The following is a 26,251-nucleotide window of genomic DNA, read 5'->3' as shown; positions in this document are numbered from 1 at the left end:
ATACAAGTTAATTACTCATAACGTAACGCTTCAATCGGATCTAATTTCGCAGCTTTATTCGCTGGAATTAATCCGAAAATAATCCCCAATGTCATGGAGAATAGTACGCCGCCAACGACAACTTCCCATGAAACAAGCGGTGGCCACTTCGCAAATGTGGAAACGATATATGCCCCGCCATACCCAAGACCAATTCCGACTAAACCACCTAGAAGCGTTAACATAACTGCTTCAATTAAAAACTGTAATAAAATTTTACTACGCGTCGCTCCAAGTGCTTTACGTACTCCAATTTCGTGCGTACGTTCTGTTACAGATACGAGCATAATGTTCATAACACCAATACCACCAACGACTAGTGAAATACCAGCGATACCGCCGATAATCATTGTCATAATACCGGTCATCTTTGAAATACCTTCTTGAAGTTCTTTTAAATTCATAACTTCGTATTTACCAGTTGCCTCACTCGGTTTACGACTGTTTAAGACATCTGCAGCTTTTTTACCTGCTTTTTCTAAGTTATCTACATTTTTTGCTTGAACAGAAATATTTTGAATTTCATCTTTTCCATACAGTGTCGGCCATAATGAAATTGGAATTAATGCTTCTGATGGTCCCATTCCCATAAACTCGTTATCTGATTTGTAGACACCGATAATTTGCATCGGTTGACCCTTCATTTCAATAATTTTACCGACTGGATTGGCATCCTTACATACCTTTTCCTCCATTTGTTTACTAATCATGACAACGTTATTACCTTGATCCACATCTGATTCTTGTAAAGAACGTCCCTTTAACAACTTTACTTTATTTACTGAAAAATACTCACTGTCTAATCCAGTAATACTCACCATTTCTACTTTATCTTCAATATCAAGTGGTTCCATACTTGAATTTGTTGTTACAACATGTGAGATTTCTGGAATTTTTTTAAGGTTCTGTTGCAAAGTTTGAAAAAACATCAACCTGCTTACAAAATACGGTTGTAGTTTAAGCAGTTCTAAATAACTGCTGTAATTCCTTGTACGTTGAAAAAGAGAAGTCTGGAATGTGACTTCTCTTTTGTTTATATATGGCATGAACCGTTTCGATTCCTTTCAATGTACGTGAAGCATGACGCAGGTTTTGAAATCCTGCGGATTTAACAAAACGTCGTTTGATATGTCTATGGTCTTGTTCGATGAGATTATTGAAATGCTTAACAGTACAATGTTTCGTATGCACATAAAAGCCATTATGTTTTAGTTTTTTAAACGCACAAAGTAAAGCATGAGCCTTGTCTGTTGTGAGAACCGTTGGTTCTCCAAAAGCTTTCACTAACCTTTTCATAAACATATAGGCTGCTTGATGATCTCGCTTTTTGCGAAGTTGAATATCCAATGTGTGACCTTCCTTATCAATCGCACGATAAAGATAACGCCACTTTCCCTTGACTTTGATATAAGTTTCATCTAAATGCCATACGGAATGTGCTGATTTATTTTTCTTCTTCCAAATTTGATAAATGATATTTCCATATTCATGGACCCAACGCATAATAGTTGTAGGATGAACTGAAACACCACGCTCTCTCAAAAGTTCAGATACGTCGCGATAGCTTAAAGAAAAACGACAATAGTAGCCGACAGCTACCAAGATAATGTCTCTCTCGAATTGTTTTCCTTTAAAATATCCCATATGTTAGGCTCCTCATCTCATTTTTCTACAGTCTAGCTCAGCTCCAAAAACTTTGCAACGGAACCCTATATACCAACTGAAAAGAAAAATATGCTAGTAAAAATTTCAAAGATTAGAGGTTTAACAGATACTAGATTAAATACTAATTGTACTTGGGCACAACATATGACTGGCGAAGCTGGTGTTTTAGCTCTTAATCGCCTAGAAACTCATTATAAATATTTACAAGAAAATGGTCTTACAGCTTCTATCGAATATTTCCAACAACCCGAACACAAAATCAACCTTTCACATTTTGATAAAGAGGATATTTATGTAGTAACTGATGGCAATCATAGAACAGTATTTGCAAAGATGATAAATGCACCATATATATTTGCTGAAGTTGTACAGTATAAATATAATTACACATCGGAAAGTTACTATTTACATTATAAAAAATTATTGAAAAATTTAGAGATAAGTGCAGAAAAATTAAATTTCCACATACAAGATGGGAGAATCATGTATAAAAACGTCCTTATAAACACCCACGACATTCCATCTTGCTCCAGTTTAAATTTCACTCAAGAAATAATGCCTTTGGTAAATAATCGATTTAAAGACATACAAGATCAGTTGAATTTTATGGAAAAGAGGATGCGTTTATTTCATTTTTTGAATAGCAAGTGGAAAATTGGAATCTGTAGTTTCCTGAGCCATGTACGCCATGTAGATGATTTAAAAAATGCTATGAATAAAGATTTGCTTTACAGCTCACTGGCCCAATTATATGAGGATGGATATATGTATAAATAAGAAATGTATAAAAACACTTTAAATTGGGGGATAAGGGATGAGTAATTTCAACTCTTTTTATAATCATCTTGGAATTAATAAAAATCAACCGCCAAAAGGCATAGATCATAAAATGAATATTTATCTCAATTTCATAGATTTTTGTTGTGATAAGTATGAAGAGGATAAGTTAGTAAAGTGTACCAAAATCACTAGTACCCATCATGGTAAATATACAAATTGCACTGTTATAGAAGCATTTGAAAAATCAAATCCTGGAAGTTACATTTTAAACAGGTATATAACAGAACCCGAATATTTTGAAACATATATGAAAAGTCCGCCCATGAAGCGTGTAGAAATGAATCGCGCTGGTTTATATGAGAATACTATCCAACTTGCAGAATACAAAAATCATTTCATGGTAGCAGAAGGAAATCATCGTGTTCTATTTGCGAAAGTCGTAGGGATTCCAGAATTATATGCTACTGTAACCGTGTATAAAGATTCCCCTCAAAAAATTAAACTGTATGAAAAAGCAAAAAAATTAGGTTTTCATTTAGAACCCAACTCCACAGATAGAAACTTCACCGATGTTTATATTTACTCAACATACAATTTTGATAGACCTCTTAGCGAAAAGATTGATACCTTCTATAATCTAGAAGAATTACATCATTTTTTGCAGATATTCGAAAAGGTTCCTTTTATTGAAAATAGAGGTACGATACTTTCTGATTTATTCCATCATACTAGGGAAAAGCGCATGGAAAAAAAGTTCATTATATTTTTAAAAAACTATTTTCAACAGAATCATATAAATAATATACTACTACATGAAAAATTTTTAGATCGATATCAACAATATATGTATCTGAGACAGATAATTACAGAACACAATAGTACATCAATTGATTAACAAATTCCACACATATAAGCATTAATTTTTATTATGCACGTAATCCTTATGCCCCCTTTCGGGGGCTGGGAAAAAAAGTGTTCACAAAATTTCTTATAATTCTTTGCGGGCTAGTCTTATCTAATATTGTATAGTTAAAACTTACATCTAAAACCGATAAAATTTTATTTAAACACGTCAACAATCGTCACATAAATATGTCTGGGCTTTATCTTTTTTGCCGCTTGATAGGATGCATATCCGGCTAATACTTCATATCGTTTAGAGCTTTCTTTTCGTTTTACGATAATTTTTTCTGAGAATGTCTTCTTATTCTCATAGTAACGGATTTGTTCTTTAATCTCTTCTTCTCTTATACTCGCTTTCTGCGCATCTGACAACGCCCTGATTCGGTCCATCCGCATCTCTGTTAATGGATGGTGTACCTGAAATGTCTTTCCATCAATGGTTACTTGAGAGTTAAGTTTTGCTGGAAGGTTTCCCCTTCCTTGCTGTAATTGTACTTTATACAACATTCCTTCTTGTGAAACATGGACTGTCCGACATATTGTTGTTTTATCCCATGACCAATACATGCGATCCATTTCTCTATGACTTACAAGTACAAATTGAGAACAAAATTGTTGAAAATAAGATAAAATTTCCTGTTTCGTAGAAAATAAGTTTCGTTGAAGAAGATCTTGTTGCAATTGGTTTTTCACATCTCGAATGACAAACGTTGTTTCATTTTTGCAATCAGGACAAATGATTCCCATTTTAGACTGTATTTTTTTGATAGCAACCACTTGCTTATCACACCGCTGACCACATTTTTGACAAACACCATCGTATTTGGTATGTAATTGCTCTACACGCTTTGATACAGTAGATTTTATTTTTAATGCATTTCCCTTGTCTTTTTTTTCATGTAACTCTAGTTCTTTTTCTTCCTGTTTTTGTTGTGAATGAGAGCGATACATGATGCGTCTCGGAGCGAAAGTATACACTTCTTCTGGTAGATGGTCCATCTTTCCTTCCATCATAATTTCATTTGCATCAGACAAAGTATCTCCTCCATCCGCAATCATTTGTAGTAGTTGCTTCCACTGTTCGGGACGAATTAATGTTGTTACTTTAACGGCAACTTTTTCCTTACCGATACATGTCGTTTGTTTTGTAAGATCATGAAATTCCATTGCAAATAAATATTCTGGATCATTGGCCAGATGGCGAACATGAGAAGGTTTTCCTTTCACCGTCAGTTGAATCATTTTGTTTTCCCCCTTTATCAAACCATAAAAATTTATTCTATCTATAAAACCTACTGCAACTTACTGTACAACTTTTCTGGGTTGTGGACGATATAATGTATCTACCAAATGGTTATACTCACTTCTTGTAATTTCTTTGTTATATAGCTTAATTAATAACTCTTTATGTGCTTTTGAAAATGCTATTTTGTCAATGAACTTAGGATACATATAACGATTCTCTCCACTTCCGATAAATAATTAGGTTTATTTAATTTCATCCTATTATCATAATATAAATTTTCAAGGATGCGAATATGACATTAAAATAAAGTGAGTTGATCATAGCATATATCTGTTTCATTTTCACATATCACTTCAAACTTGTAATGTGTGCCCATACGTCTTTTAATTTCACCTTTTACCACTTCAATAGCCTTTTTAGCAGAACAAGTGTATATCATGATTTCTGTGGGCGTATATCGTTCTCCACTGGGTGCAATAATTGTATATCGAATCTGATAGTTGCGAGTCACACACTCCACCATTTTCCCCTCCTAAAATTGAGAATATCTTTGTTTATTATACAATTTTACAACTCTATGTTCGCTCCACTAATTTTTGCGATATGCTTCAAGCAATCTATAACAGGATATCGAATTAAAGATTTAGATTGTGCGAACTGAATTCCTTCTTTTTCAAGCAAAGAAACGAGCTGTTCAATGCTCATTTCTTTGCTTTGTATTTTGTTGAAATATTGTAACACAATACTTTTCCACTTATATGATGGACTATGGAAATATGCTTCTCCGTTCACTGCATGATTAAAAATACGATCCATTTTTTGTTGCCTCTTTTTTTCTTCTAATTGTTTTTCTAATGACATCATCACAGCTCCTCTAAATCTGTCGATATAATTTCAACAGGTTGTTGTTTTTCATGGTGCAATAGAGTCTGAATTTGCTCCTTTAAACGGAAACCGTCCTCTGGTTGAGCAAGTATATAAGTCCACTATAAAATATCATCATGTATAAATCACTTCGAGATACCCGATAATGTTTGTAAAAAACATTAGGGGAGAAAATACGCTATGTCATATAAAATACAAAAATCACAACCTTTAACAATATCAGATTTACGAAAATTAGAGAAAAAAGAAAAACACACTTCTCGTCAACGACGTATTACAGCTGTTCGAATGGTAATGGAAGGATATACAATGGTGGACGTAGCGGCCATACTTGGTATGCATCGTCAAAGCGTTGCTAGTTATGTAAAAAAGTTCAAAGAACATGCATTGGAAGGATTACTTACTCGTAAACAAATCCCAGGTAAAAAGCCGTATTTAACTAAGAAACAACAGGAAGAATTGAAGCAACTCATTTTACATACAACTCCAGCGGAGTTGCAATTCGGTCAAGAATCTTTCTGGAATACACGCAATATCCAATACATCATCAAAGAGAAATTTACGATTTGTATGTCACGTGAAGGCATCCGTAAAATGTTACATCGGATGAACTTTTCCTATACAAATGCTACTTATGTATTGAAAAAAGCGAATAAAGAAAAACAAATACAGTTTCAAAAACAATTAGATATGAAAAAAAAAACTTAATTGATGAAAATACTGTACTCTTGTATCAAGATGAATGTCACTTTAGAGATAGTCAAACCGTTCATGCTACATGGTTTGCAAAGGGGAAACAAAAGAAAATTGCAGTATTAGGAAAGCGTATTTCAACGTCTTTATTCGGTACAATTGATGCAATCACTGGTAAATTTCTCTGTACAAAAGCAGAACGCTGTAATGCTGAAACGTTTCAGCACTTTTTAACATATGTGTTAAAAGAATATAAAAATAAGCACGTCGTGCTTGTATTAGATAATGCAAGGTATCATCATGCTAAATTACTGAAATCCTTTTTACGAGAAAATAACCGCCGTCTAACTTTGCTGTTTTTACCCCCATATTCCCCGAACTTAAATATGATTGAACGTGTATGGAAGGTAATGAAGGAAAATGTATTAGCAAATTGTTATCATGAAACGATGGATCATTTAGTGGATTCAATCTATCAATTTATAGAATCTATTGATAAAAATCCTGAGGCAATCCTCAGTCGTATTCAACGTGCAGATATGTCGATTTTTTAAAGAGGACTTATATAAATACGACTTCAGATACGCTTCACCATTCACCGTATAATTTACATCGAAAATGTACAAAGTGGTTCCTCCTGTTCCAGCTTTTCATTAGAAACCTTTGTATACTTTCCATGACGTACGACTTGTCTTATATCGATATCTTTATCAAAAGAATGTTGCATGCTTGATATATCTACAATAACAGTGTTTTCTAATACACTCACTACATAACCTGTTAACATGATTGATGGATTCTTACGGTAACAAAATTGTACAACATCATCTAACATAGCCTTGTATTTTTCTTGCTTCATAAGTATTTTCCCCTTTCGTTATACGGTCATTAGTTTTGTAGCTTTATAAGCTTTGGAAATCCCTATCCACTGATACATTCGATCTAATTTCCCATCAATTTCTACCAATCTAATAATCCCTTGCTTCACCAATTCATCTAAGTACTTACATACAGAGACATACATTCTTGGCTTTCTTGTGGTATATCTGTCTTTCGGAGCATCATGCTCTTTCATTAATAACTCACATAGTACCCATGCACTAGACACCCCTTTTTGAAGATAATGTAATATTGTTTCTTGATGTGTATGCATAAATTCAAATGAAGGTTTCACCTGGTTTTCAGTGGAACGATTGTTTCCTTCTTGAAACAAATCTAGAGAAATTTGATCACTGTCTTGCTTCGTCCCTATGTCGTGTACTGATTCAAGTGATCTAGGTGGTGTATGCAATTCTTGCAAAAATATAGATATTTCTTTTCTTAACCGTTTGAATTGTGTATCTAGAAGTGGTAACCCCGCATCTAATTGTTGATGTATGTCTGCCGGAAAGGAAAATCTCTCTGGAAGATAGGACAACTCATCTTCTAAACACCAATTATTCTGTAGCTTCACAAATAGCTCGTCACGCCCATAATCAATAGCTGCAAATCCATCTTTGATTTGTTTGACGATGTGCGCTGGAAGTCCTGTGTGTTCCGCAAAATGAGTAATACCAAACCGTCTGGTTTCTTTTGTAGTTTGATGCTGTACGATATATTGATAACGAAGTGGTCTACCGCATTCACAAGGTGTATTGGCATTTCTTTCGCCATTATCAATGTATTCTATTAATACCCATTCATCTAAAATGCTCTGAATTTCAGCGTCCGTTGCATGATTCGGAAGCACAATTCCTTTGTCTAAAGCCATGACATTAGCAAAAGCAGTTTTTTTGCCACGTTTCACATATTGTTCGAGGAAATTTTTTTGTTTTTCAGTAAGGGAGGCAAGTATGTTTGAACTTGTTGTATCATCCAGTATGATTTTAGAAACCATAACAGATACCACCAATTACATATACTGTTACAAATAGAATGATAGGTACAATAAATACCCCGAAAAAGTAAATTTGTGATTCTACACGACCATCAATTCCAAACCATTCACATACCGCATGGTAATGTGTAGTAATCACCTGTTTGATACCTGTACTATCTTTTTCTACTGGAGAATTTTGTGTTATAATAACCTCATCATTTTTAATTTTTAAAGTGTTGAACATTGTTCCCTCATCCTTTCTAAATTGAAAATGTTTTTATGAAAAGTCCTCGATTTGCTGTCCAAGGCGGAGAGGACTTTTTGACGTTCTCTTACTTACTCAGATGGGTGTTGAGGTCTATATTTTTTTCTTGATCGAACCAATTCTTGTTTTAAGAGATCAACATCTTTACGCCAGTACAAATTCACCTGTCCAACTTTAGAAATAGGAATAATCCGACTTTCCGCTAACAATTGAGACATACGTTGCTTCGAAATAATTAATACTTTCCTTGCTTCTTCTGATGTCAAAATTTCATTTTTACTCCTAATATGGTACGTGAAATTTTATATTTGTTTAGTAAAAAATCAAAACATACTATTCTTTGTCTTTCGACTCAAATTACTTTTAAACTTTCATTCTAAAAATCATATAATGTTTAACATTCAAAACATAGAAAAGCTTAAACCCTTATATATCAACGGGTTTAAGCTTTTTATTTTGTTAGCATACCCTTTGCAACAAGTTGCCATTAGAATAGTGTATCAGCAACTTGTAGCTACTTATATGAATGCTAGATTCCACAAAATTATTACATATTTTTTTATTTTTATTTCTTATTCAATATTATGCTCAACTATTAATAAAATTCCTATTTTCAGTGACTTTTAAAAAATGGGATTATTGGACAAACTATAAGTAAAACACATAAGGAAGTGAATTTGATGAATTGGTATTCTAAACCTAGATCAGCTTTAGGGCGCTTTTTAGATAGACATAAAATTACACAAGAAGAACTCTCTTCAAAAAGTGGTGTAACTCGTTCTACTGTCAGTCGATTGTGTAGTTTGGACAGCGTATCACCGACAACTAAGAATTCAAATCGCATTATAAAAGCTTTAAGGAACTTAACTGGAAAAAGTGTAGATTCTACTGATTTTTGGACATGAATTAACTAAAAACATCTTCCATCACAAATGTTCTCATAAATACATTTTGCTTTATAGCGTATTGCTCTAATTTAGATTGCCGATAGTTTGATAATGTAAAAAAGATAATTACTGGAACAATAGCATTCTGTCTTTTATAGATATCCGTTATATGGCCATATAACTGTATTTTATGCTCGTTTGCCTTCATATGTTGCATACGATCTATTTCAACGAAATGGGGAACATTCCCCTCAAAATACATTGCGTCAGGAATGATTTGATGCCGTTGACCATTGATTGAAAACTCGATAGGCCTTTCTGTTTTCCATTCTGGAAACCCAAGCCACATCCAGCTTTCGTTTCGCATTAATATATGCTGTAATTGACTACTTTTCTTTACTTCCTTTGTAATACCTAATAAATCCCGTCCCTTTTTGTTTAAATAATATACGTGTTCCCGAGCCATTTTTGTAATGTGACAATATGAATGTAGATCCTTTAATACACGATTTGCATTTCGAATACTCCCTAGACAGTGGATGGCTTGCAATTGCCTCCTAGTTGCAAAATCCAACTTACTCAAAGTGGATAAAATCTCGATTTGTCTCGCTTTCTGTTTGAGTGTTTGATGTCTCATTACGTTTCACCACCTTGTATTGCTTCAGTAAATTCCACATGTCTTTATCCTTCAAATAAGGTACTTGAATTTCTTCTGTACGATCTGTTTTAAACAATGCTCTTCCTGGAAGGGAAGGCAGATCCTCAAGACCTGGTTCATCCAAAGCGACTTGTGAAGCAACCGCTGTTGGTAATCGAAAACCAAGCTTTGCATCAGCATTTTGTTTGATCTGTCTTGGCAAAGTATCCGAAGTAGGATATTGCGTACAAAATATGAGCCGGAATCCCAAACCACCTCCGATTCTTGCGATTTCAGATAACATCTCCTGGCACATAAATAATACATCCCGTTGTTTTTTAGGTAATCCTTGTGTAGGACAAAGATTTGCTCCTTCATCTACTATGATGAAGCAACGTTTTTTTATGGCCGTATCTATGATATTGGTAAAATAGGACTTCTTCATCATTTCAATCTGTTTTACCATCTTTTCACGTACTTTCACCAACATCTCTAACGCCTGTTCCGGATTTTCAGCTACTTCTACTACTTGAGACAGTTCTTTGTAAGGACTAAATTCTAGACCTTCCTTCAGATCTATAATAAAAAAATTCACGTGTTGAGGTTGTTGTAAAATTAAACTCGTCATCACATTTTTCAGGAATACTGTCTTTCCAAACCGAGTCATACCCGCCACGCACATATGCGGTGTTTTCTCGAAATCATGATATATGTGTTTATCTAATGATTTCCCCATCATAACTCTCCATGTGTGCTCTTTTAACAGATCCTTAGACCAATTCCACATTTCAGGTATTTGTTGCTTAAATACACGAATATGAAGCTCTCTTTGATGAAACGATATTTTAACAGGTTTATATAGTCCTTCTTCTAATACTTCAGCTAATTTTTTGATAAGTTGACTTGGCACGCCGAGTGGTAACTTGTAAACATAATTCATACTTATGTCATCTTCTATTTCTTTTATAAAAATAGGGTATTGTAATTCACCTTTATGCTGAACACATATCTTTGCAATTTCAAAAAACGTTGCAATTTTTTTCTTATCACTCATTCCTTTACTTTTGTAAAAGTAAGCTACTGTTATAAAGGATGCTGGAATTAATAAAAGTGACAGCATTCCCTCCATACCTCCTTAAGGTAGTTGAGCCTGTATGGAAGCTTAGAAAAAACGTTTAAGATGCGCTATTATAATCATTTTCAACTACCAGATGTAATACTAACGTAGAAATACATCTAGTATATCCATTAGAACGTACCAAACACTCCCTATTAACAAACATTTAAGACCCGCACGTAGCAACCACCCTGGAAGGTAAAGACCTTTCTTTTTCAGTAATTTAATCCCCAAAACTGAAGCTCCGGTCACACCATAAACAACCCCTAATTCTCCAATGATTGTCATGTTAGCCCCATCCTTTCGGTTTAATAGACAAATTCCCTTGGCGATTTCTATATAGTTGATAATCTTCTAATAGTTCATTCCAAGACAATGCGTGTTCATCACCATATAGCTCTTCTTCTATTTTTTGACTTAAATAATAATATCCTCGGTACTGTCGGTCCAGGTATACTTCATGGCGTAGCATATGCTCTTGTATTGCACATATGTCTTCTCCCTTTTTGGTGTTTTTGTACATTCCCTTCAAAGTCTGTGAAGAATACAAATAAGGGGTATTATACAACATCTGATATTGACTCATCCATGTCACCTTCCTTATTAAATTCCAACTACACTAAATACATATGTTTACAATAAACATTTTTGAATTTGTACCCGAAAAAGGACAAACAAAAAAGGTACTTTCATAACAAAAGAATCCTCTTAAAACAATGAACATCCTAAAAATAAGATATTCTTCATATAACTTTTTGTATTTCATTATATTCCAGGACAACGAAATGCAAAATTGCATGAATGATTGAAAGATTGTAAATGTTATACTATAAAGGAGAAAAATATATATTCATATTATTTTGTTCACATTCACTAAACACTCCACTATAATTAATATATAATTCTAAATATTCAAAATAATATTGAAAAATACATCTTAACAAGATGGACGATTTTGTTATCTGCTATTATATATTATAAGAATATTCCCTTTATTGCGGGATGATGGGGAGGATTATATGAACGTTCAATTAAAAGGTAATGAACAACTTACGGAATTACTAAATCAATGGTATTTACAGATTCGTGCACGGGACAGAGAAAAATCTATACATTCAAAAAAAGAAATTGAAAAACAGCTTGATAACTTAAAAAACAACCAAAGTTTACTTTTTTATTATTCACTTTTAGATTTTCGATGCGATTATCTGATTAATAATTTAAATATTTCTAAAAAAAGTTTTGATATGATTGAAACTTTTGAAACCCCAAAAGAAGACTTCTTAGCATACTATTATCACTTTTTCAAAGCTATTCACTCGAAAGCGATTGGTAGTTATACTTTGGCTGAAGAACACTATACCAAAGCAGAATCTTTACTTATACATATTCCTGATGAGCTTGAAAAAGCCGAGTTTTACTATAATTTAGCTATATTCCATTACCACATTTACCAGGCGCTTTTGGCTACAAAATATGTTACAATTGCAAAGGAGATTTTCTTAAAAAATAACGATTGCGAACTAAAAATAGCCTATTGTGACAACCTTTTAGGATTAGCTTGTACTCACTTGAAAGAATATAAATTAGCAGAGGAATATTTTATTTCAGCCATAGATTTATTCCGCAATTTTGGTAGTGAGCGTGATATTTTAATTAGTCGTCAGAATATAGGATTAATGTATGCAGAACAAAAACAATCCAGTTTAGCTATAAGATATTTATCAGAAGTAAATCAAAAAATGCCGGGAAATTATAAAGCCCTCTTTGTTGAGGCTAAACAAAGAATTAATTTAAAAGAAACAGAAATTGCACTTGAACTTATTCAAGAAGGTTTACAAATTTCTGAATCATTAGGATTCAATGAATATCAATATCGTTTTAAGATTATGAAGAGAATATGCAAAAATGATTCAACAGAATATTTAGAAAAAGAAATATTAGCAGGAATGGACTACTTTAAAAGAGAAAACTTATGGACGTATGTACAAGAATACAGTGAACTATTAGCTGTAAAATTTCATGCTGAAGCAAACTTTGAAAAAGCTAGTACATATTTCTTTTTAAGTTATGAAGCAAAAGAAAAAAATTTCGGAAAGGAGATTCTAAAATAACATGAAAAAAATGAAGATCATTTTAATGGGGATTATGACAATGGGAATTATGGCTCTAGGTTTGCATTCTCCTATGACAGAAAACTCACAGCAGGCAAAATATACAACCGTAAGTTATGCAGATGGCAACACTGGCTAAGAATATTATTGATGAGAAGGGAAGTAGTATCATTACAAATTCAATGATGCTACTTCCCCTTTCTCCTTCTTCGGATTCTGATACTACGCAAGAAAATAAACCAAAAGACTCAATGTACATATAACACTTCCTACAATAATTAGCAAACTAAAAACACCGATTAACACATACCCCAAAAAATAGAAACCAAGTGCTAAAAAAGCTATAATTAGTAAAGATCCTAATATCTGTAAAATAACAAATTTCAACAAATATAATGCACTGAATACAACTCCAATAATCGCTATATAATACCCTGAAGACTTTAAAACCCTTAAAAATTGTTTTTGCTTAACTATTGGAACTCCCATATATGTTCATCCTTCCTTATCAAAAATACAAAAATGGAGTGCCTTCTCTAATAAGTAAGCACTCCCTCATGTCATTATGCATCTTGTTGTTTTTTGCTTCTTCTCATAAAAATGTAACTTTTAAAATTCATTTTAGAAAATTATTAATTCGTCCACTTGTTCATATCTATATTTCTTTCTATAGGCTTATTTACTGGATCTTCTTGAGTTTTTTCTTTCGATTTTTCAATATGAATATTTTTTGGCTGATTATCTTCATTTGCAGTTACTATTGGGCTTTTAACTTCTTCAATTACATTACCCTCTTCTGGCTGTTTGTACGTTAAAGGTGATTTGGAAGGTAAACCTCTTGGGATATCTCCTTGTAGCATGCCTTTTGCACTTAACAAGTCTTTAGCCATTCCAAGCTTAATCTCTTCGTTATCGACACTTTGTGTCCCGTATAACGCTATAAAATGTTCTAACACCTTTCTTGTAGCTTCATTAGGGTTTTCCTGTGATTCTATCCAAACAAATAGTTCTGGACATCTTTGACGCATTTTCTCCGATAATGGAATTTGAATCGCTTTTGGTTTAGCCATCATAATCACCTATTTTACTTGTTCTTTTTGAAATGCAATTGAACTAAATACTGTCATGCCTTTAACATTCATTTCCGTTGCGTTCTTAGCATTAATCCATAATATTTTAATTTTTTTAGAATCACAAATTTCTTTTAGATCTTCGAAAAGATTTTCTTTTAATTGGATACTTCCACCGCCATAGACAACCACGACTTCTACGTCATATTTTAAATCTTGTAATTTAGTTTCCGCAGTATCTAATACTTCATCAGCTAAATTAAATTTAGCTCTTGCTAAGAACTTTTTAGCATCTTCATAATATTTAGGATGCTCTTCTTTTAGATATCCGGCAAACTCTTGTCTTTGTATAGCAAAACCCCATTCATCTTCGAAATCTTTTTTAGCACGTTCAATCGCATGACCTATACCATGTCTTTCTCCCGAACTGTGATCATTATCATAATCATAGCCTTTTGTAACAACATATTCTGTTGTTCCGTCACCAATGTCTATGTGTAGAAGACGTTTTTCTTGGAAGTATTCACCCGTTATATCTTTCATATCATAAGTTTCTTTAAACTCATTAAATATGTCATCATTTCTATATTTCCCATTACCATCCTCGATTAAAGCAAATAGGGCAATAGTCCCTTCTTGTACAACAATTACTTTTTCAAATTTCAAAGTTGCATAAACTCTCAAATCACCTACAGTTACCGTTACATGGTGACTACTATTTGTAAACCTTTCAGAGAGTTGTTTTGCTTTTTCTTTTGTCCATTCACTAGCTGGTAAAGCTGTAACCATAGAAACAATTGCTTCTATATTTGTGCCTTCTTCTATTGAGTTTTGATTTTTAAACATATCTTGAACCGAACGACAAGCAATTGCACTAACTGTTGTCATAATTGTAGTATCTTGTCTATGCTTACCACGGTTTGATTTAATGTTAAGATTCTGAAGATCTTCACCAGAACGAATGGCACGTTCTCCTACAAACACCCTTTGAGCTACTTGACCTTTCAAAGCTGATGAATTAACAGTAACATCCATATTATGAATTAATCCATGCACTAATTCTTCAATTTTTTTATCTTGCGGAACAGGCTCTTTATACACATAACTATATGTGTTTGGAAATTTTATCATTTCTCCATTAATTGTAATCTTCTTCTCGGAATTCCCATTGTCATCTTCTACAAAATAATTGAATTTCATTTATATTACCCCTTTCTTATTGAAAAAAATTTATTTTAAATCATTTCAATTTACCTTAATTACATTTTACTATAATTAACCAGAAAAATCAACATAAATAAATGAAAATAAATCATTTTAATTTAAGGTGATTTATTTTCATTTAAAACAATTTATAATTCGGGTGTAACTTCAAAAAAGATTATCTAATATATCCACCCTAATTTATTCTAATTTAAAATAATTTATTTTAAATGTGTTATTTCCAAAATTCCCACCACTTTTTTTCTTTTTGTTTGTTTTGAGATGCTACTAAAAGTTGTTTAGTTTCTTGTATCTCTCTAACATGTGTTAATAGCAAATTATCCCGTTCATTGTATCTGTTCTCCATGCGTTCTAACCGTTCGGCATTCATGATTTCAATACGTTCGAGCTGTTGAATTTTCTCTTTTAGTAATATCTGTTCTTGAAGTAATTGTTCTATAAATTCTTTAGGTAAATTCATTACGTTCTCTGAAAGAACGCTAGGCGTTCTATTACCATCCTCTAAATCATTATCTGTTTCAACTTCAGCAAAAGGAACAGATAAAACAACCTTCACGGCTCCTTCAATACTCATTCCAGCCTCTTGGATCAGCTTTTTCATCTGTTCTAGTACTTTAATATCCTTTTGAACAAAAGCACGACTATTTTTTGCACCTTTTACAAAAGAATATTGTTCCTGTTCTAAAGCTATACACCATTTCCTAAGCGTACTTGTACCTATTTCTAAGCGTTCGGCAACATCTTTTGTCCAAAATGAGCGTTCTTGCAACTGTTCGCCCTCCTTTATTTTTTATATAGAACGCTTCCACATTAATTGTTAAAAATCCTATAATTTTATTTTTTTCTATATAAAGCGAATCCCTAAACTTCGTTAAAAATTGCTATTTAAAATTAAAACGTAAGCCTTTTCACAAAATCTCAATAAATGAGTTTGTAATATGTTTTAAATTGTAAATTTATAGGGAATCTCTTTAGCTTATTTTAGCTTGCTTTAATTATTATCAGTAAAAAGTATTTCCTCCCTAAGGAGTGACAAAATTCACTTTTTAAAATACAAATTAAATATGAAATTACTTTATTTATTAAATCTTGTTTTAAAAAAGTAAAACCAATAAAAACATTAGAAATAAAATACAGCCTTTGATGCTTACTCTCACAAGCGATTTAGAAATATAGCTTAGTAAATTTCTAGGTTAAAATGTGGGTAAATTAGGGGGTATTCATTTTTAAAAGGGAAGGCTTTTTTTACTAGAATTTTAAGCGGAATATGAAAATTCTAGTAAAAAATGTGGTTGTTTTTTTCTTTAAGTGCTTGAAGAAACTTAAAGAAAGTGGAGGATTAATAAAGACATGACAAATAGCCTTGCTATGTGTGATTTTTTCAAGCAAGGCTAAATGATAATTATTTTTTTGAAAATAAGGTTTACAGGTTCGGAATAAGCATTTTTTTGAATAAATCGAATGGGATTGTACTATTATTCTTTTTTTCTATCCCCGTTTTCGCAAGACGTTTTTGAGATTCAATTATTCTTTGTTTTTGATAAAACTTTAATTTCTCACTAAACATTGTCATAAAATGAGCAGGAGCGCTATAATCAGCTTTGTTATCTCTGAACCATTTAACAGATTCTTCAAAAGCCCACGCACCAGACGTTTCTAAGTTATTTAAATCTGGTGGCAATCTTAAAGCAATAACATAAGCATCTTTTTCAGTTAAATTTGTTACACGTTGACTCATTATATGGTGGTAAGCTCTTTTCTGATCTTCACTTAAGTAAGTGTTTAAATCTTCTTCTCGCTCTGTTTTAATATCAAAAATATCTAATCCATTAGAGGAAACAGATATTTGGTTTTCCTTTTCAGGTTTACTTTTTTCTTGAGAAATTTTCTTCTTTAAAAACTCTGTAAAAGTAGAGCATATATCAATAGCTAAAGCCCATTTTACCTTGAAGTATTCAATAATTTTTAAATAATTGTTATGTATAGTCAAGATGTAAACGGAAGGAGCAATCTTTCCGTGCCGTCTTACCTTTATTTGTTGGCATACTCCTAAATCTTGCAGCCAATTCAACACGTAATTAATAATGGGTTTAGAAATCCCCGATTTTTTACAAATGTGTTCTTGCCTTACTTGGGCATAACCTTCTTGTACCAAATAAGATAAGATAGTCTCAAAGGCTTCAAATTGTCTTTTGGTAAGGTAATCTTTTGTGGTAACACCTTCATATTCATCATGGACAATATTATCAATATAAGTAGTAACTTTCTTGATTGATTGATTAATAGTTCCCGGTGTTTTGGGTAAATGTTTAATTCGAGGACTTAATTCAGCTTTTGCGCGACTAAGCAAAAAGTTGTTTAATAACACAGAAAAAACCTCCTATTTTTTCCACCACAAAGAAACAGAAAAATGCTGGAAAAGTAGAGGTTTTTATTCACATTATATTTTTTACATGCTATAATAAATATGTAGAAAACATAATTATAAATAAGCCCCCTACTCTGATTGAGTTTTTAATTGGTTCACCGGCCAAAGTGATTTGCCAATTAAAAATAGGTTGTGGTAGGGTTTATTTTTTTGTTTTTTATTTTTTATTTTTAGTAACTTTAATAAGGTTATATTTCTTTATATGTCCTATTGTATAACTATTATTATGAGATATCAATCGTTAATGTAAGAATAGAAGAATGTAACCTATGAAAAGCCTCCGGTTAATTTGAACTGGAGGCTTTAATTTCGTATTGAATGTATTTTCTAAAATTCATATATTCTTCTTGTAATTTGTCATACTTATAGTTAATAAATTCTGTATATTCATGAAGTTGCTTCTCTAATTGCTCTTTTTTGCTTATTGGCAATGCAAGTAGATCTTCATAAAGATCTGTTGTCATAAAAGGTGGCTCGTGACTTTGTTCAACTTCTTGTTCCTTTATATTAATATCCTTGTTTATTTGATTTTCTTCTAAAAACAATCCCTTGTCTTGAATGGTTTGAGTATTGCCAACTAAATAATCTGTACTGACCTGGAAAAGATTCGCTATAACTATTAAAACGTTATATGGAGGTTCAGCCCCTTTATTTTCCCAATTTGAAACAGTTGTTTGAGCGAAACTTGTTCCACTAACTTCTCCTATTTTTTCACCTAGCTGTTTCATACTCCATCCAGCTTCTAGTCTTAATGTTTTTACACGTGCACCAAAAATACTCATTTTTATTTTTCCTCCCTCTTAATTTTATGATATGTTGTGCGTTTTTTTGTAGGATATACATTTGTTATAACTCCGAAGAGGGCTTGTAACTTAAAAAGTGATAAGAAAATAAAAAGCTCCCAATAAAAAACAAAAAAGTAGTTGTTTTAACTTTAAAAGTGATATATGATACACGTAAGGATAACCGAAAGGAGGTTATGAAATGTCTTTAAAATACGAGAGAAAGGCCCAAAATTGTTCATTAGAGTTTATTTCTCAGATATTAAACATTAGTCCCCAAGTGCTACATTCTATAGAGAAGGGCAGGTCCGGAGTTAATGCTGAACGAGCGGAAAAAATTTCCGTTTTTTTCAACAAGCCTGTAGAGTACTTTTTTGTACCAACGTATTATCGAGTTCGGGAATAACCTAAAAATAGTTACTTTTATTTTGATAAAGATACAAAGTAACCATATAAGATTTATTATAGTAAAAAAAATCATTAATTCAAATAGAATTAATGGTTCAGAATTATTGACCTTTGAAAACTGCATAATATGAGGGAGCTGTTAAGGCATGTTGAAACGATCGTATCAAGTGTTGCTCATTGTCATGAGTACGCTTCTTGTTGTCTTGAATTTAGTATTTCCACTGACGAAAGCAAGTGCTGAAGTCATCAATCATGAGAAATACGAAATGAATTGGAGTTATAGCCCCATGTATGGCAAAGACCTTCGGACCGAACTATTAAAGAATAAGAGTGGTCAAATTGCGTATTGCCTTACATATGGACTTCGTTCACCTGGGGGTGAAGATCTTCCAGAGATGGGACGTACAGACAATGTTGTATATAAAGTTCTTCTAAATGGATATCCGCAAAAGAGTCCTGAAGAATTAGGTGTTTCCGATTGGAAAGAGGCGCATTACGCGACCCAGCTCAGTGTTTGGGCATCATTAGGTCAAATTGACATTAGTGAAGTTCAGCATAAGAATGCGAATGTTGCAAAAGCCGTAAAATCAATTATTGATGGGGCAAATGCAAGCCAGGAAACACAAGAAATGTTCATGAATGTAACACCCACAGATAATCAAGAAGCAAAGTTAAACGGTGAGTACTTTGAAACGACCTTGTACCAAGTAGAAAGTAATGCGAAAAGCGGTGTATTTACAGTACAACTAACAAGTGCACCAACTGGAACGAAAATTGTTTCCGCAAACGGTGAAGAGAAACAACAATTTAACCTAGGGGAACAATTCCGTATCCTTGTACCAAAATCCTCTCAGAGCGGTGACTTTTCCTTGAAAGTAACTTCAACTCTTTCTAAGTTGCATGCAGTAGCTTATAAAGGTACTGACACAGTACAAGATGCAACGGTTTTATTAGAAAGAAATGAGGAAAAGGTAAGTGCTGATCTACACGTAAATTGGAAATCCCTTGGTGGATTAAAAGTTGTAAAAGTAGGGGAGCAGAAAGAATTGCTACAAGGTGCTGTATTTGAAGTCTTGAATAGTGCAAGCGAAAAAGTTGGCACAATGACTACAAATGAGCAAGGTACAGCAAGCCTTTCAGGTTTAGAAATTGGAAATTATACTCTGAAAGAAGTAAAAGCACCGACTGGTTATGTACTGAATAACGAACCGCAAAAGATTGAAGTGAAAACGGATGAGGTGGCAACAATCACTGTAGCGAACACGAAAGTAAAAGGAAACATCGAGATTAAAAAGCTAAGTGACAGTGGAAAAGTGCTTCCGAAGGTAGAGTTCACGGTATATACAGCGGATGGAAAAGAAGTTACGAAAACCAATACAAATGAGCAAGGAATTGCTCAAGTAAAGGATCTTCCATATGGGCAGTACTATTTTGTGGAGACGAAAGGTGTAGAAGGATACCTTATTAATAAAACGAAGTACCCATTCCAGATTAAAGAGCAAGGAAAAACACTTTCATTTACTGTTGAAAATAAAGAAGTGAAAGGGAATGTGCAACTTCTCAAAGTAGACGGAGAAAATCCTGATAAAAAACTAGAAGGTGCAACATTCATTCTTCAGGACAGTAAAGGAAAGAAAATCAGTGAACACAAGACTGACAAAAATGGTTTGATTCAAGTAAATGATTTATCGTTCGGATCATATGTGTTTGTGGAAAAACAAGCACCAACCGGTTATGTACTTACAAAAGAACCAATTCCTTTTAACATTTCTGAGAATGGGAAGACAATAGAATTAACCGCAAAAAATAAAGGTATTATAGGCTCTTTAGAAATAACAAAGGTAGATGTAGCGAATGGTAATAACAAATTGCCAGGTGCTGAGTTTACTATCTATGATGTGGCTGGAAAAGAAGTAGTCAAAGGTAAAACGAATGAACAAGGCATTGCGAAATTTGCAATATTACCTTATGGCAAGTACACATACCGTGAAACGCTCGCGCCAGAAGGGTATTTAATCAATGAGGAAACCTTCTCATTCGAGATTAAAGAAAATGGCCAGATTATTAAACATACGGTGAAGGATGAGAAGAAACCAACGCCACCAACACCAGAGACACCACATCAACCGGAGCAACCACAAAAACCAGAACAGCCAGAAACACCACAACCTCAGGCACCGGAACAACCAAAAGTAACAGAAAAACCGGTCGTTCCACAGGTGGAACAGCCACAAGCGATTGTGACGAAGGTGCAACCAGAACAAGCACCAAAGAAAGTAGAAGCTCATCTTCCAACAACAGGCGGTAAAGCGGAAAATCCATATATAAAATGGATCGGGCTTGCATGTATCGCATTTGGTGCAATGGGAGCTGTATTCGCAGTAAGAAATCGTAAGAAAGCACAATAACTCCAAATAAGAAAGGGAGAATTGCAAGATGAGACAAGAAAATATGACGAAAACCCAAGCTCATTTCAGTGAAATAGATGAAAATCCGCTTGGTTTTTTTGTTGGCTGTCGGAATGCATGTATACTTGCACTTCCCATTTGGGCAATTGTGTTTTGGATAGGGAACAAGGTGTAAGAAACCGAAGGGGGATGAAATGAGATGTCAGGAGTCTACATCGGTACAACCAAACAGCCATTTATTTTGAAGGAGCCAATGGTTAGGAGTCGTTCAAATACATGGATTGAAGGGAAACTGGGAAACGGAAAGATGCATCGTAAGGGTGATTGGCTTTCCGAAGATCTCATGCAAGCAATTTCAATCGCACAAACGGTGGTCAAACCAAAAGAACGATATGATTTTTGGATTGAATCCGCTACAAAGTTGTTGGCAGGTAGTATTTTGTATTTGGATCAACGGCATAAGGACTTGTATTACTTAGATTTAGAACAGGTCAGAGCGTTCATACAAAAGGTCAACAATCAGAAGACGTACTTGTCGGAAATAACAGATTCGCTCGATCAACGTCATCCAGCCTATCAAATTTTTAAGGTTTTGGTTTTATCAGCGAATGAGACAAGAGAAGGAACCATTACAAAATTGCTAGAGGTATTAGATGAACATGTAATGAGGAATGGAAATCTGGAAAAGAAACGGGAATATTTTTGGTTTCAATATTGAGTAAGAAGTTTCAAAGAATGAAATAAGAAAGGAGACATAGACATGCTAGGAGTGATTCGAAGGTGCTCAGAGCTTCTACAGGCGGTTGGAATTTTTGATCGAGGAGAAAAGGGTGTGGATGTGACAAAAGCTTCTCAAGAAGTTTATAGGACAGTGATTGAGGGTGTCAGGAAAGCTAAACAAAAGTTTATCTTTATTTTCGATCCAACGAATCAAGTGTATGAAGATACACATCGACAGAAGCTAGCGCAAGGATATCACATTGTAAAGCACAATTTGTTAAGTGATACAGTGTTCTTAGATTATGAAAATAATCAAAAAGTGATCATGTATGTCAGTATAGATACGGTTACTAGTACGTATGAAGATAGAGGTGAGGCGTTATCTCATTTTCTCCACTTTCTAACTGAAAAGAAGAAAATTCGACCGATTCATCTCGTTTTTTATCAATTTGATCTTTATCCTATCCCTCATATAGAGCAGTTTTTAAAAGAAAGTGCTACCTATAATATTCGAACTTCCATCGTAGTAGAATCTCATTCCGTTTTACAGCGTATATACGGAAAACATGGGGCAAAACGAATCGTTACATCGTGTCAGACAACAGTTCTAGTATAGTCTTACCTTTCAAAAATACTCTTTTTACTTCAGAAAGGAGAAAATTTATGAAATTGATGGAAGCAAATGCGGAAGAATTTCAAAACATGAAAGTAAAACCATCCAATTATCTGATTGAAAAAATTACCGAAGGTCAACATCTCATACATCGAGAAATAGCAGAATATGAAAGAGATGCATTTCGAGAAGCAACTCTATTTGAATACAAAGGGAAAAGTTTTTTACCAGAAATTACGAAGTGTTCATCTGAAGCACAGGCAGTATTAGCCGTACAGTCTTATTGGCAGGGTATTAGGGAATTAAACAGAATCGTATAAGATTTTCGGGATTTCACAGTCATTCATGATATATAGATGGCTAGAAAACTATACAAGGTGAAAGGGGGGATTTCAAGTCCTTCCCTTTGAAGGAGGCGATAGACATGGGAAAAGAGCAAAGACTTGCATTCTATGATATATCGTCGTCATGTGCACAAAGTGTCAAAACATTCGATGGCAAAGTGTATCAGCTAAAAGGAGCGGTAGCGGTAGAAGATACAACAGGAAACATTGAGAGGGTCGCAGAGATCTATTACCGTGTCCGTTCAGTCATGGATGAAAAGCAAAAAATAATTGCCAAAAGAAGAAACCAAAGCGATGAATTGACAACCGTGCGCCAACGGCGGAAATAAAACGATTTTTGAGAACAAACAAGCGGTTTTGGAGTGTGCTGAGATAGATAGCTTTATCCGATGATAATGGAAAAACCAACAATTTCGCAACTATTTTTATAGACGTTCAAAACGAAAGTTTTTCCTTATCAAAGCACAATTGCCCTTTGAAAAATTCACATGCGTGCCCCTTTTTAAAATGGTCACTTAAAAAGTTGGGTATACGATTATCGTTCGAGGAGTGGGTACGTAAAACTCGTCTATGGGTTCTGTTGTAAAAAATCAGAACTCATACTTGTGACCAAGATACGATATATCAATGATCTGTGCGGAGTATTAGCCGTGAGGAATATCCCTTAATGACATTCTGAAGAAGCGGTGAACATCAAAAACAGTAGATATATAAGGTTCTACGTACATGCCAAAACGTTGTGCAATATTGGGCTTATTAGGATTAAGTCGGGATTGATTCTGATATGCATGCCAATATAGGGTTTACCATATCCGCCATAAATGGTAATTTTTCATTTTTTTCCTAATATTCTTGCTATAATGATAACCAGATGTGGAGAAATAATCTGAACTCTCAGTAGACTCCAAAATCGCTTGTTTAATAACATAGGGAGGTCAAAAGTATGACTCAAAAATCAAAAATCATTGCCGTTATCGTTGCATTGGTTGCCGTTCTAGGGATTGGTTCCACACTGGTATTTTCTAATAGCAAGAAAGGAGAGCTTGAAGAATTAAGCCCTCAAGAAATTAAAAAATTCATGTCACAGGATGGAACGGGATTTGTAGTTTACTCTTTTGATAAAGAACAAAGAGATTTCTTTACAAATCAAGTAAAAACAGTTTTTGAAAAGAACACTGTAAGTGGCAAGGAGTTAAATAGTTATCATCCTGGATATGACGGAACTAAAGGACAATCTTATTATGGGGTAAAACAAAGACCAGATACATTAGCGTATTATCAAAAAGGAGAACTAAAAAAGGAAATTCCCTTTGAAAAATACAAATCATCTGATTTAGAAAAAGAATTAGATGTGTTTGTCCGAAATATGAAGGAAATGTATATCGACAAATAAGAGGATAGAAGGGCGGTGTGATAAATTGCCTATTCCAACTGTTACACAAAGAGATTTAAAAAAATCAAGAGATTTGGTAGAAAAGTTACTGAAGGTCAAAGGAGAAAGCTATCAAAATTGGTTACACGCACAACATCAACAGTTCGTTGAAGGAAATCAAGACTTAATCTTAGAAGCGCTCACTCTATTTGTAGAAGAAGAGAAAGGACCTAGTAGGGTACCTGAAGGTACGGGTACACTTTCTCAGTCAAATGAAGTTGTATAACACAAATATAAGGAGAGTGTAAGAGATGTTTAAATTAAACAACTTGATTTTAGGTGCTGGAGATGGAATGTCTAGTTTAGTTAGTACAGGTGAAGCAGTTTTAACCTGGGCACAACGCTTAGGAATTATTAGTGCAGCTATCGCATTTTGTATCGGTGGTTACTACCTTATCTGGGGTGGTGAGCGTGGAAGACACCAGAGTAAAGGCTGGTTTATTGGTTCAGCTGTAGGGTTAATTATTGTAATGGGTGCAAAAGGATTGGCAGAAGGAATTAATAGTAATATCAAGTTTGGATCTATCCTGTTCTTTTGGATGTGAAGATACAACAACATATGTTTTGGTAAAGAAGCTATGCACTTGTATAGCTTCTTTTTATATGCCATAAAGCGTTAGAAAGGAGAGGGGGAAATTACTTATGTTAGAGGTCATGTTTACCAAAAGCGCAACACCAGAGATTAAAAGTTTTCAAAAGATGTCCTTACAGGATGCTTGTAAGATTACCTATCGACTGGAACAAGAGTTACAGGAACAACAAAATATTATCCATGTAGATTTTCACATTTTAGATCAAAACAGTGAAGAGATGTATGCAGGGACATTGTCCCTGGGTTCTGGTTATGCTTCTCATTTGTATGAACATGTAGAAAATAAACTTTCTTCTATGGAAATGGGTGAAGATCAAGAGAAGCAAAAAGAGGCACTTTTACAACTCATGAAACAAGATATCGAAGAATTTTTACAAGAGATTGCTCCACCAGAAGAAATAGAAGAACCAGAAGAGAAAACCAAAGTGAAAGGGGAACAACAAGACAAAGGAGATATTCCTTTAGAAGAGGGAAAAGGGAACAAAAAACATCTGTTTCAAATAATCGGAGGAGCAATTGGAGGAATCGTAGTAGGAGCTGTGAGTGTGTTTTCCTTGTATGCTGTACCATCTAAGCCAGTTGAAGCAACAACTCAACCCAATACGCATTTAGTTAAAGGACTTCAACAAGCTTCGATTCAGCAATATCCAAAGGCAATTCAAGAATTTGAGCAGTTGGATTATAAAGAACTAGATAAGGAGAGTCAAAAAGCAGTTTTATTCTCTTACTTATTAAGCGGAAAAGCAAATAAGGCCTTACAGTATGAACCGAAATTTGCTGAGAGTGTTGTGAGCTATTATGTAGCGATTGATAATTTGAAAAAAGTAAATGAGATTCAAGTCAAAAATGATGTGATTGACTTTGAAAAAGCAGTGTTGGCAAAAAAAGATGGAGAGGTTGTTCGTCTAAAAGATAAGGTGAGTATAGATGGTCGCCGGGAACAATCCATTGTAGATGCATATTTGAGACTGAAAAAATATGAGGATTGCTTTATCTTTGCAAAAGCACAGGGCAATAAGAATGTGATGAAACAAGTGAAGGAAGTAGAAAAGAAAGAAGTGGAGCAATCAACAGTACCAGATGAAGAGAAAAAGAAAAAGATTGAAAACATCGATAAAGTATTGAAGGAAATTTAAGGGAG

General features: G+C 33.8%; 36 protein-coding genes and 1 pseudogene. 18 read left to right on the top strand and 19 right to left on the bottom strand.

The annotated features are described in order from the left end of the window. Positions 1 to 11: 11 nt before the first annotated feature. Positions 12 to 941: pseudogene (locus QCI41_RS30395) on the bottom strand (ABC transporter permease); the annotation flags it as partial. Between the two features lie 55 nt (positions 942 to 996). Further along, the gene (locus tag QCI41_RS30390; RefSeq protein ID WP_100910633.1) at positions 997 to 1,683 is read right to left on the bottom strand and encodes an IS6 family transposase; all 687 of its coding nucleotides are present in this window, start codon (positions 1,681 to 1,683) and stop codon (positions 997 to 999) included. A 90-nt stretch (positions 1,684 to 1,773) separates the two neighbouring features. Between QCI41_RS30390 and QCI41_RS30385 the strand changes: the two genes are divergently transcribed. Both QCI41_RS30385 and QCI41_RS30380 read left to right on the top strand, forming a co-directional pair. Then, positions 1,774 to 2,481 carry a hypothetical protein gene (locus tag QCI41_RS30385; protein WP_353839099.1) on the top strand — a complete coding sequence of 236 codons (708 nt, stop codon included), beginning with the start codon at positions 1,774 to 1,776 and terminating at the stop codon, positions 2,479 to 2,481. Between the two features lie 37 nt (positions 2,482 to 2,518). Further along, entirely contained in the window at positions 2,519 to 3,379 is an 861-nt protein-coding gene (locus QCI41_RS30380; protein WP_353839100.1) for a hypothetical protein, read from the top strand. 164 nt (positions 3,380 to 3,543) lie between these two features. Here QCI41_RS30380 and QCI41_RS30375 read toward each other — a convergent pair whose 3' ends face one another. The 3 genes from QCI41_RS30375 to QCI41_RS30365 form a co-directional block, all read right to left on the bottom strand. Beyond that, positions 3,544 to 4,629, bottom strand: a complete 1,086-nt coding sequence (locus QCI41_RS30375; protein WP_353839101.1) for a hypothetical protein — start codon at positions 4,627 to 4,629, stop codon at positions 3,544 to 3,546. A 302-nt stretch (positions 4,630 to 4,931) separates the two neighbouring features. Next, a complete protein-coding gene (locus tag QCI41_RS30370; RefSeq protein WP_087995945.1) occupies positions 4,932 to 5,156 on the bottom strand; it encodes a hypothetical protein in 225 nt (74 codons plus the stop codon). A 44-nt stretch (positions 5,157 to 5,200) separates the two neighbouring features. Beyond that, a complete protein-coding gene (locus QCI41_RS30365) occupies positions 5,201 to 5,497 on the bottom strand; it encodes a hypothetical protein (RefSeq protein ID WP_353839102.1) in 297 nt (98 codons plus the stop codon). Between the two features lie 201 nt (positions 5,498 to 5,698). Between QCI41_RS30365 and QCI41_RS30360 the strand changes: the two genes are divergently transcribed. Both QCI41_RS30360 and QCI41_RS30355 read left to right on the top strand, forming a co-directional pair. Continuing rightward, on the top strand, positions 5,699 to 6,226 hold the full coding sequence (locus QCI41_RS30360; protein ID WP_353839103.1) for a helix-turn-helix domain-containing protein: 528 nt from the start codon (positions 5,699 to 5,701) through the stop codon (positions 6,224 to 6,226). Between the two features lie 20 nt (positions 6,227 to 6,246). After that, entirely contained in the window at positions 6,247 to 6,765 is a 519-nt protein-coding gene (locus QCI41_RS30355) for an IS630 family transposase (RefSeq protein ID WP_353839104.1), read from the top strand. 53 nt (positions 6,766 to 6,818) lie between these two features. On the opposite strand, the gene QCI41_RS30350 is transcribed toward QCI41_RS30355, so the two are convergent. The 4 genes from QCI41_RS30350 to QCI41_RS30335 form a co-directional block, all read right to left on the bottom strand. Then, positions 6,819 to 7,070 (bottom strand): DUF2187 family protein, encoded by a 252-nt coding sequence (locus tag QCI41_RS30350; RefSeq protein ID WP_255299528.1) that lies wholly within the window; start codon positions 7,068 to 7,070, stop codon positions 6,819 to 6,821. Positions 7,071 to 7,088: 18 nt separating this feature from the next. Continuing rightward, entirely contained in the window at positions 7,089 to 8,087 is a 999-nt protein-coding gene (locus QCI41_RS30345) for a DUF3895 domain-containing protein (protein WP_353839105.1), read from the bottom strand. After that, a complete protein-coding gene (locus QCI41_RS30340; protein WP_353839106.1) occupies positions 8,077 to 8,313 on the bottom strand; it encodes a hypothetical protein in 237 nt (78 codons plus the stop codon). The genes QCI41_RS30345 and QCI41_RS30340 overlap by 11 nt, the downstream gene beginning before the upstream one ends. Positions 8,314 to 8,405: 92 nt before the next feature. Continuing rightward, positions 8,406 to 8,600, bottom strand: coding sequence for a DNA-binding protein (locus QCI41_RS30335; protein WP_353839107.1), 195 nt, complete (start codon positions 8,598 to 8,600; stop codon positions 8,406 to 8,408). A gap of 414 nt (positions 8,601 to 9,014) precedes the next feature. Between QCI41_RS30335 and QCI41_RS30330 the strand changes: the two genes are divergently transcribed. Then, positions 9,015 to 9,239 carry a helix-turn-helix domain-containing protein gene (locus tag QCI41_RS30330; protein WP_270786994.1) on the top strand — a complete coding sequence of 75 codons (225 nt, stop codon included), beginning with the start codon at positions 9,015 to 9,017 and terminating at the stop codon, positions 9,237 to 9,239. Position 9,240: 1 nt separating this feature from the next. Here the strand turns inward: QCI41_RS30330 and QCI41_RS30325 are convergent, their stop codons facing one another. The 4 genes from QCI41_RS30325 to QCI41_RS30310 all read right to left on the bottom strand — a co-directional run bounded on the left by QCI41_RS30325 (position 9,241) and on the right by QCI41_RS30310 (position 11,561). After that, positions 9,241 to 9,858 (bottom strand): replication-relaxation family protein, encoded by a 618-nt coding sequence (locus tag QCI41_RS30325; protein WP_098679026.1) that lies wholly within the window; start codon positions 9,856 to 9,858, stop codon positions 9,241 to 9,243. Beyond that, a complete protein-coding gene (locus QCI41_RS30320) occupies positions 9,797 to 10,978 on the bottom strand; it encodes an FtsK/SpoIIIE domain-containing protein (RefSeq protein ID WP_098679027.1) in 1,182 nt (393 codons plus the stop codon). The genes QCI41_RS30325 and QCI41_RS30320 overlap by 62 nt, the downstream gene beginning before the upstream one ends. Positions 10,979 to 11,077: 99 nt before the next feature. Beyond that, the gene (locus tag QCI41_RS30315) at positions 11,078 to 11,263 is read right to left on the bottom strand and encodes a hypothetical protein (RefSeq protein ID WP_042891009.1); all 186 of its coding nucleotides are present in this window, start codon (positions 11,261 to 11,263) and stop codon (positions 11,078 to 11,080) included. Position 11,264: 1 nt separating this feature from the next. After that, positions 11,265 to 11,561: a hypothetical protein gene (locus QCI41_RS30310; RefSeq protein ID WP_098679028.1), complete on the bottom strand. Its 297-nt coding sequence runs from the start codon at positions 11,559 to 11,561 to the stop codon at positions 11,265 to 11,267. Between the two features lie 433 nt (positions 11,562 to 11,994). Between QCI41_RS30310 and QCI41_RS30305 the strand changes: the two genes are divergently transcribed. Next, positions 11,995 to 13,089, top strand: coding sequence for a Rap family tetratricopeptide repeat protein (locus QCI41_RS30305; RefSeq protein WP_127064297.1), 1,095 nt, complete (start codon positions 11,995 to 11,997; stop codon positions 13,087 to 13,089). Position 13,090: 1 nt separating this feature from the next. Then, complete coding sequence (locus tag QCI41_RS30300) at positions 13,091 to 13,228, top strand: Phr family secreted Rap phosphatase inhibitor (RefSeq protein ID WP_086413261.1); 138 nt, start codon at positions 13,091 to 13,093, stop codon at positions 13,226 to 13,228. An 83-nt stretch (positions 13,229 to 13,311) separates the two neighbouring features. On the opposite strand, the gene QCI41_RS30295 is transcribed toward QCI41_RS30300, so the two are convergent. The 6 genes from QCI41_RS30295 to QCI41_RS30270 all read right to left on the bottom strand — a co-directional run bounded on the left by QCI41_RS30295 (position 13,312) and on the right by QCI41_RS30270 (position 18,593). After that, on the bottom strand, positions 13,312 to 13,578 hold the full coding sequence (locus tag QCI41_RS30295) for a hypothetical protein (RefSeq protein WP_097984528.1): 267 nt from the start codon (positions 13,576 to 13,578) through the stop codon (positions 13,312 to 13,314). Between the two features lie 143 nt (positions 13,579 to 13,721). Beyond that, positions 13,722 to 14,159 (bottom strand): hypothetical protein, encoded by a 438-nt coding sequence (locus QCI41_RS30290; RefSeq protein ID WP_353839108.1) that lies wholly within the window; start codon positions 14,157 to 14,159, stop codon positions 13,722 to 13,724. A gap of 9 nt (positions 14,160 to 14,168) precedes the next feature. After that, positions 14,169 to 15,359, bottom strand: coding sequence for a ParM/StbA family protein (locus tag QCI41_RS30285; protein WP_353839109.1), 1,191 nt, complete (start codon positions 15,357 to 15,359; stop codon positions 14,169 to 14,171). 238 nt (positions 15,360 to 15,597) lie between these two features. Continuing rightward, positions 15,598 to 16,152, bottom strand: a complete 555-nt coding sequence (locus tag QCI41_RS30280; protein ID WP_098679031.1) for a DUF3967 domain-containing protein — start codon at positions 16,150 to 16,152, stop codon at positions 15,598 to 15,600. Positions 16,153 to 16,806: 654 nt separating this feature from the next. Next, complete coding sequence (locus QCI41_RS30275; protein ID WP_098679032.1) at positions 16,807 to 17,751, bottom strand: Replicase RepFR55; 945 nt, start codon at positions 17,749 to 17,751, stop codon at positions 16,807 to 16,809. Positions 17,752 to 18,095: 344 nt separating this feature from the next. Then, a complete protein-coding gene (locus QCI41_RS30270; protein ID WP_029437153.1) occupies positions 18,096 to 18,593 on the bottom strand; it encodes a helix-turn-helix domain-containing protein in 498 nt (165 codons plus the stop codon). A gap of 202 nt (positions 18,594 to 18,795) precedes the next feature. Between QCI41_RS30270 and QCI41_RS30265 the strand changes: the two genes are divergently transcribed. From QCI41_RS30265 to QCI41_RS30215, 11 genes are all read left to right on the top strand, one after another. After that, positions 18,796 to 18,999 carry a helix-turn-helix domain-containing protein gene (locus QCI41_RS30265; RefSeq protein ID WP_097984832.1) on the top strand — a complete coding sequence of 68 codons (204 nt, stop codon included), beginning with the start codon at positions 18,796 to 18,798 and terminating at the stop codon, positions 18,997 to 18,999. A gap of 148 nt (positions 19,000 to 19,147) precedes the next feature. Next, positions 19,148 to 21,409, top strand: coding sequence for a SpaA isopeptide-forming pilin-related protein (locus tag QCI41_RS30260; protein WP_353839110.1), 2,262 nt, complete (start codon positions 19,148 to 19,150; stop codon positions 21,407 to 21,409). 28 nt (positions 21,410 to 21,437) lie between these two features. After that, positions 21,438 to 21,584, top strand: coding sequence for a hypothetical protein (locus QCI41_RS30255; protein WP_176545703.1), 147 nt, complete (start codon positions 21,438 to 21,440; stop codon positions 21,582 to 21,584). Positions 21,585 to 21,662: 78 nt separating this feature from the next. Further along, entirely contained in the window at positions 21,663 to 22,127 is a 465-nt protein-coding gene (locus QCI41_RS30250; RefSeq protein WP_423748855.1) for a type IV secretory system conjugative DNA transfer family protein, read from the top strand. Between the two features lie 42 nt (positions 22,128 to 22,169). Then, positions 22,170 to 22,745: a TraM recognition domain-containing protein gene (locus QCI41_RS30245; RefSeq protein WP_353839259.1), complete on the top strand. Its 576-nt coding sequence runs from the start codon at positions 22,170 to 22,172 to the stop codon at positions 22,743 to 22,745. A 47-nt stretch (positions 22,746 to 22,792) separates the two neighbouring features. Then, on the top strand, positions 22,793 to 23,062 hold the full coding sequence (locus tag QCI41_RS30240) for a hypothetical protein (protein WP_098679853.1): 270 nt from the start codon (positions 22,793 to 22,795) through the stop codon (positions 23,060 to 23,062). A gap of 104 nt (positions 23,063 to 23,166) precedes the next feature. Beyond that, positions 23,167 to 23,415, top strand: coding sequence for a hypothetical protein (locus QCI41_RS30235; RefSeq protein ID WP_098679852.1), 249 nt, complete (start codon positions 23,167 to 23,169; stop codon positions 23,413 to 23,415). A gap of 614 nt (positions 23,416 to 24,029) precedes the next feature. Continuing rightward, complete coding sequence (locus QCI41_RS30230) at positions 24,030 to 24,479, top strand: hypothetical protein (protein ID WP_353839066.1); 450 nt, start codon at positions 24,030 to 24,032, stop codon at positions 24,477 to 24,479. 25 nt (positions 24,480 to 24,504) lie between these two features. After that, positions 24,505 to 24,744, top strand: a complete 240-nt coding sequence (locus QCI41_RS30225) for a hypothetical protein (protein WP_097984844.1) — start codon at positions 24,505 to 24,507, stop codon at positions 24,742 to 24,744. Between the two features lie 25 nt (positions 24,745 to 24,769). Next, on the top strand, positions 24,770 to 25,063 hold the full coding sequence (locus QCI41_RS30220) for a hypothetical protein (protein WP_002187987.1): 294 nt from the start codon (positions 24,770 to 24,772) through the stop codon (positions 25,061 to 25,063). Between the two features lie 97 nt (positions 25,064 to 25,160). After that, positions 25,161 to 26,246, top strand: coding sequence for an LPD25 domain-containing protein (locus QCI41_RS30215; protein WP_098679850.1), 1,086 nt, complete (start codon positions 25,161 to 25,163; stop codon positions 26,244 to 26,246). Positions 26,247 to 26,251 lie beyond the last annotated feature (5 nt).

It is taken from the genome of Bacillus cereus group sp. MG4 (assembly GCF_040460055.1).
Taxonomy (GTDB): domain Bacteria; phylum Bacillota; class Bacilli; order Bacillales; family Bacillaceae_G; genus Bacillus_A; species Bacillus_A wiedmannii.
The sequence above is the reverse complement of the archived record's forward strand: the minus strand, read 5'-3'. Positions and strand labels throughout refer to the sequence as shown.

Coding starts and splice junctions, on each gene's coding strand:
- QCI41_RS30390 (WP_100910633.1), bottom strand. CDS start 1,683: ATGGGATATTTTAAAGGAAAACAATTCGAGAGAGACATTATCTTGGTA.
- QCI41_RS30385 (WP_353839099.1), top strand. CDS start 1,774: ATGCTAGTAAAAATTTCAAAGATTAGAGGTTTAACAGATACTAGATTA.
- QCI41_RS30380 (WP_353839100.1), top strand. CDS start 2,519: ATGAGTAATTTCAACTCTTTTTATAATCATCTTGGAATTAATAAAAAT.
- QCI41_RS30375 (WP_353839101.1), bottom strand. CDS start 4,629: ATGATTCAACTGACGGTGAAAGGAAAACCTTCTCATGTTCGCCATCTG.
- QCI41_RS30370 (WP_087995945.1), bottom strand. CDS start 5,156: ATGGTGGAGTGTGTGACTCGCAACTATCAGATTCGATATACAATTATT.
- QCI41_RS30365 (WP_353839102.1), bottom strand. CDS start 5,497: ATGATGTCATTAGAAAAACAATTAGAAGAAAAAAAGAGGCAACAAAAA.
- QCI41_RS30360 (WP_353839103.1), top strand. CDS start 5,699: ATGTCATATAAAATACAAAAATCACAACCTTTAACAATATCAGATTTA.
- QCI41_RS30350 (WP_255299528.1), bottom strand. CDS start 7,070: ATGAAGCAAGAAAAATACAAGGCTATGTTAGATGATGTTGTACAATTT.
- QCI41_RS30345 (WP_353839105.1), bottom strand. CDS start 8,087: ATGGTTTCTAAAATCATACTGGATGATACAACAAGTTCAAACATACTT.
- QCI41_RS30340 (WP_353839106.1), bottom strand. CDS start 8,313: ATGTTCAACACTTTAAAAATTAAAAATGATGAGGTTATTATAACACAA.
- QCI41_RS30330 (WP_270786994.1), top strand. CDS start 9,015: ATGAATTGGTATTCTAAACCTAGATCAGCTTTAGGGCGCTTTTTAGAT.
- QCI41_RS30325 (WP_098679026.1), bottom strand. CDS start 9,858: ATGAGACATCAAACACTCAAACAGAAAGCGAGACAAATCGAGATTTTA.
- QCI41_RS30320 (WP_098679027.1), bottom strand. CDS start 10,978: ATGCTGTCACTTTTATTAATTCCAGCATCCTTTATAACAGTAGCTTAC.
- QCI41_RS30315 (WP_042891009.1), bottom strand. CDS start 11,263: ATGACAATCATTGGAGAATTAGGGGTTGTTTATGGTGTGACCGGAGCT.
- QCI41_RS30310 (WP_098679028.1), bottom strand. CDS start 11,561: ATGAGTCAATATCAGATGTTGTATAATACCCCTTATTTGTATTCTTCA.
- QCI41_RS30305 (WP_127064297.1), top strand. CDS start 11,995: ATGAACGTTCAATTAAAAGGTAATGAACAACTTACGGAATTACTAAAT.
- QCI41_RS30300 (WP_086413261.1), top strand. CDS start 13,091: ATGAAAAAAATGAAGATCATTTTAATGGGGATTATGACAATGGGAATT.
- QCI41_RS30295 (WP_097984528.1), bottom strand. CDS start 13,578: ATGGGAGTTCCAATAGTTAAGCAAAAACAATTTTTAAGGGTTTTAAAG.
- QCI41_RS30290 (WP_353839108.1), bottom strand. CDS start 14,159: ATGGCTAAACCAAAAGCGATTCAAATTCCATTATCGGAGAAAATGCGT.
- QCI41_RS30285 (WP_353839109.1), bottom strand. CDS start 15,359: ATGAAATTCAATTATTTTGTAGAAGATGACAATGGGAATTCCGAGAAG.
- QCI41_RS30270 (WP_029437153.1), bottom strand. CDS start 18,593: ATGAGTATTTTTGGTGCACGTGTAAAAACATTAAGACTAGAAGCTGGA.
- QCI41_RS30265 (WP_097984832.1), top strand. CDS start 18,796: ATGTCTTTAAAATACGAGAGAAAGGCCCAAAATTGTTCATTAGAGTTT.
- QCI41_RS30260 (WP_353839110.1), top strand. CDS start 19,148: ATGTTGAAACGATCGTATCAAGTGTTGCTCATTGTCATGAGTACGCTT.
- QCI41_RS30255 (WP_176545703.1), top strand. CDS start 21,438: ATGAGACAAGAAAATATGACGAAAACCCAAGCTCATTTCAGTGAAATA.
- QCI41_RS30250 (WP_423748855.1), top strand. CDS start 21,663: ATGGTTAGGAGTCGTTCAAATACATGGATTGAAGGGAAACTGGGAAAC.
- QCI41_RS30245 (WP_353839259.1), top strand. CDS start 22,170: ATGCTAGGAGTGATTCGAAGGTGCTCAGAGCTTCTACAGGCGGTTGGA.
- QCI41_RS30240 (WP_098679853.1), top strand. CDS start 22,793: ATGAAATTGATGGAAGCAAATGCGGAAGAATTTCAAAACATGAAAGTA.
- QCI41_RS30235 (WP_098679852.1), top strand. CDS start 23,167: ATGGGAAAAGAGCAAAGACTTGCATTCTATGATATATCGTCGTCATGT.
- QCI41_RS30230 (WP_353839066.1), top strand. CDS start 24,030: ATGACTCAAAAATCAAAAATCATTGCCGTTATCGTTGCATTGGTTGCC.
- QCI41_RS30220 (WP_002187987.1), top strand. CDS start 24,770: ATGTTTAAATTAAACAACTTGATTTTAGGTGCTGGAGATGGAATGTCT.
- QCI41_RS30215 (WP_098679850.1), top strand. CDS start 25,161: ATGTTAGAGGTCATGTTTACCAAAAGCGCAACACCAGAGATTAAAAGT.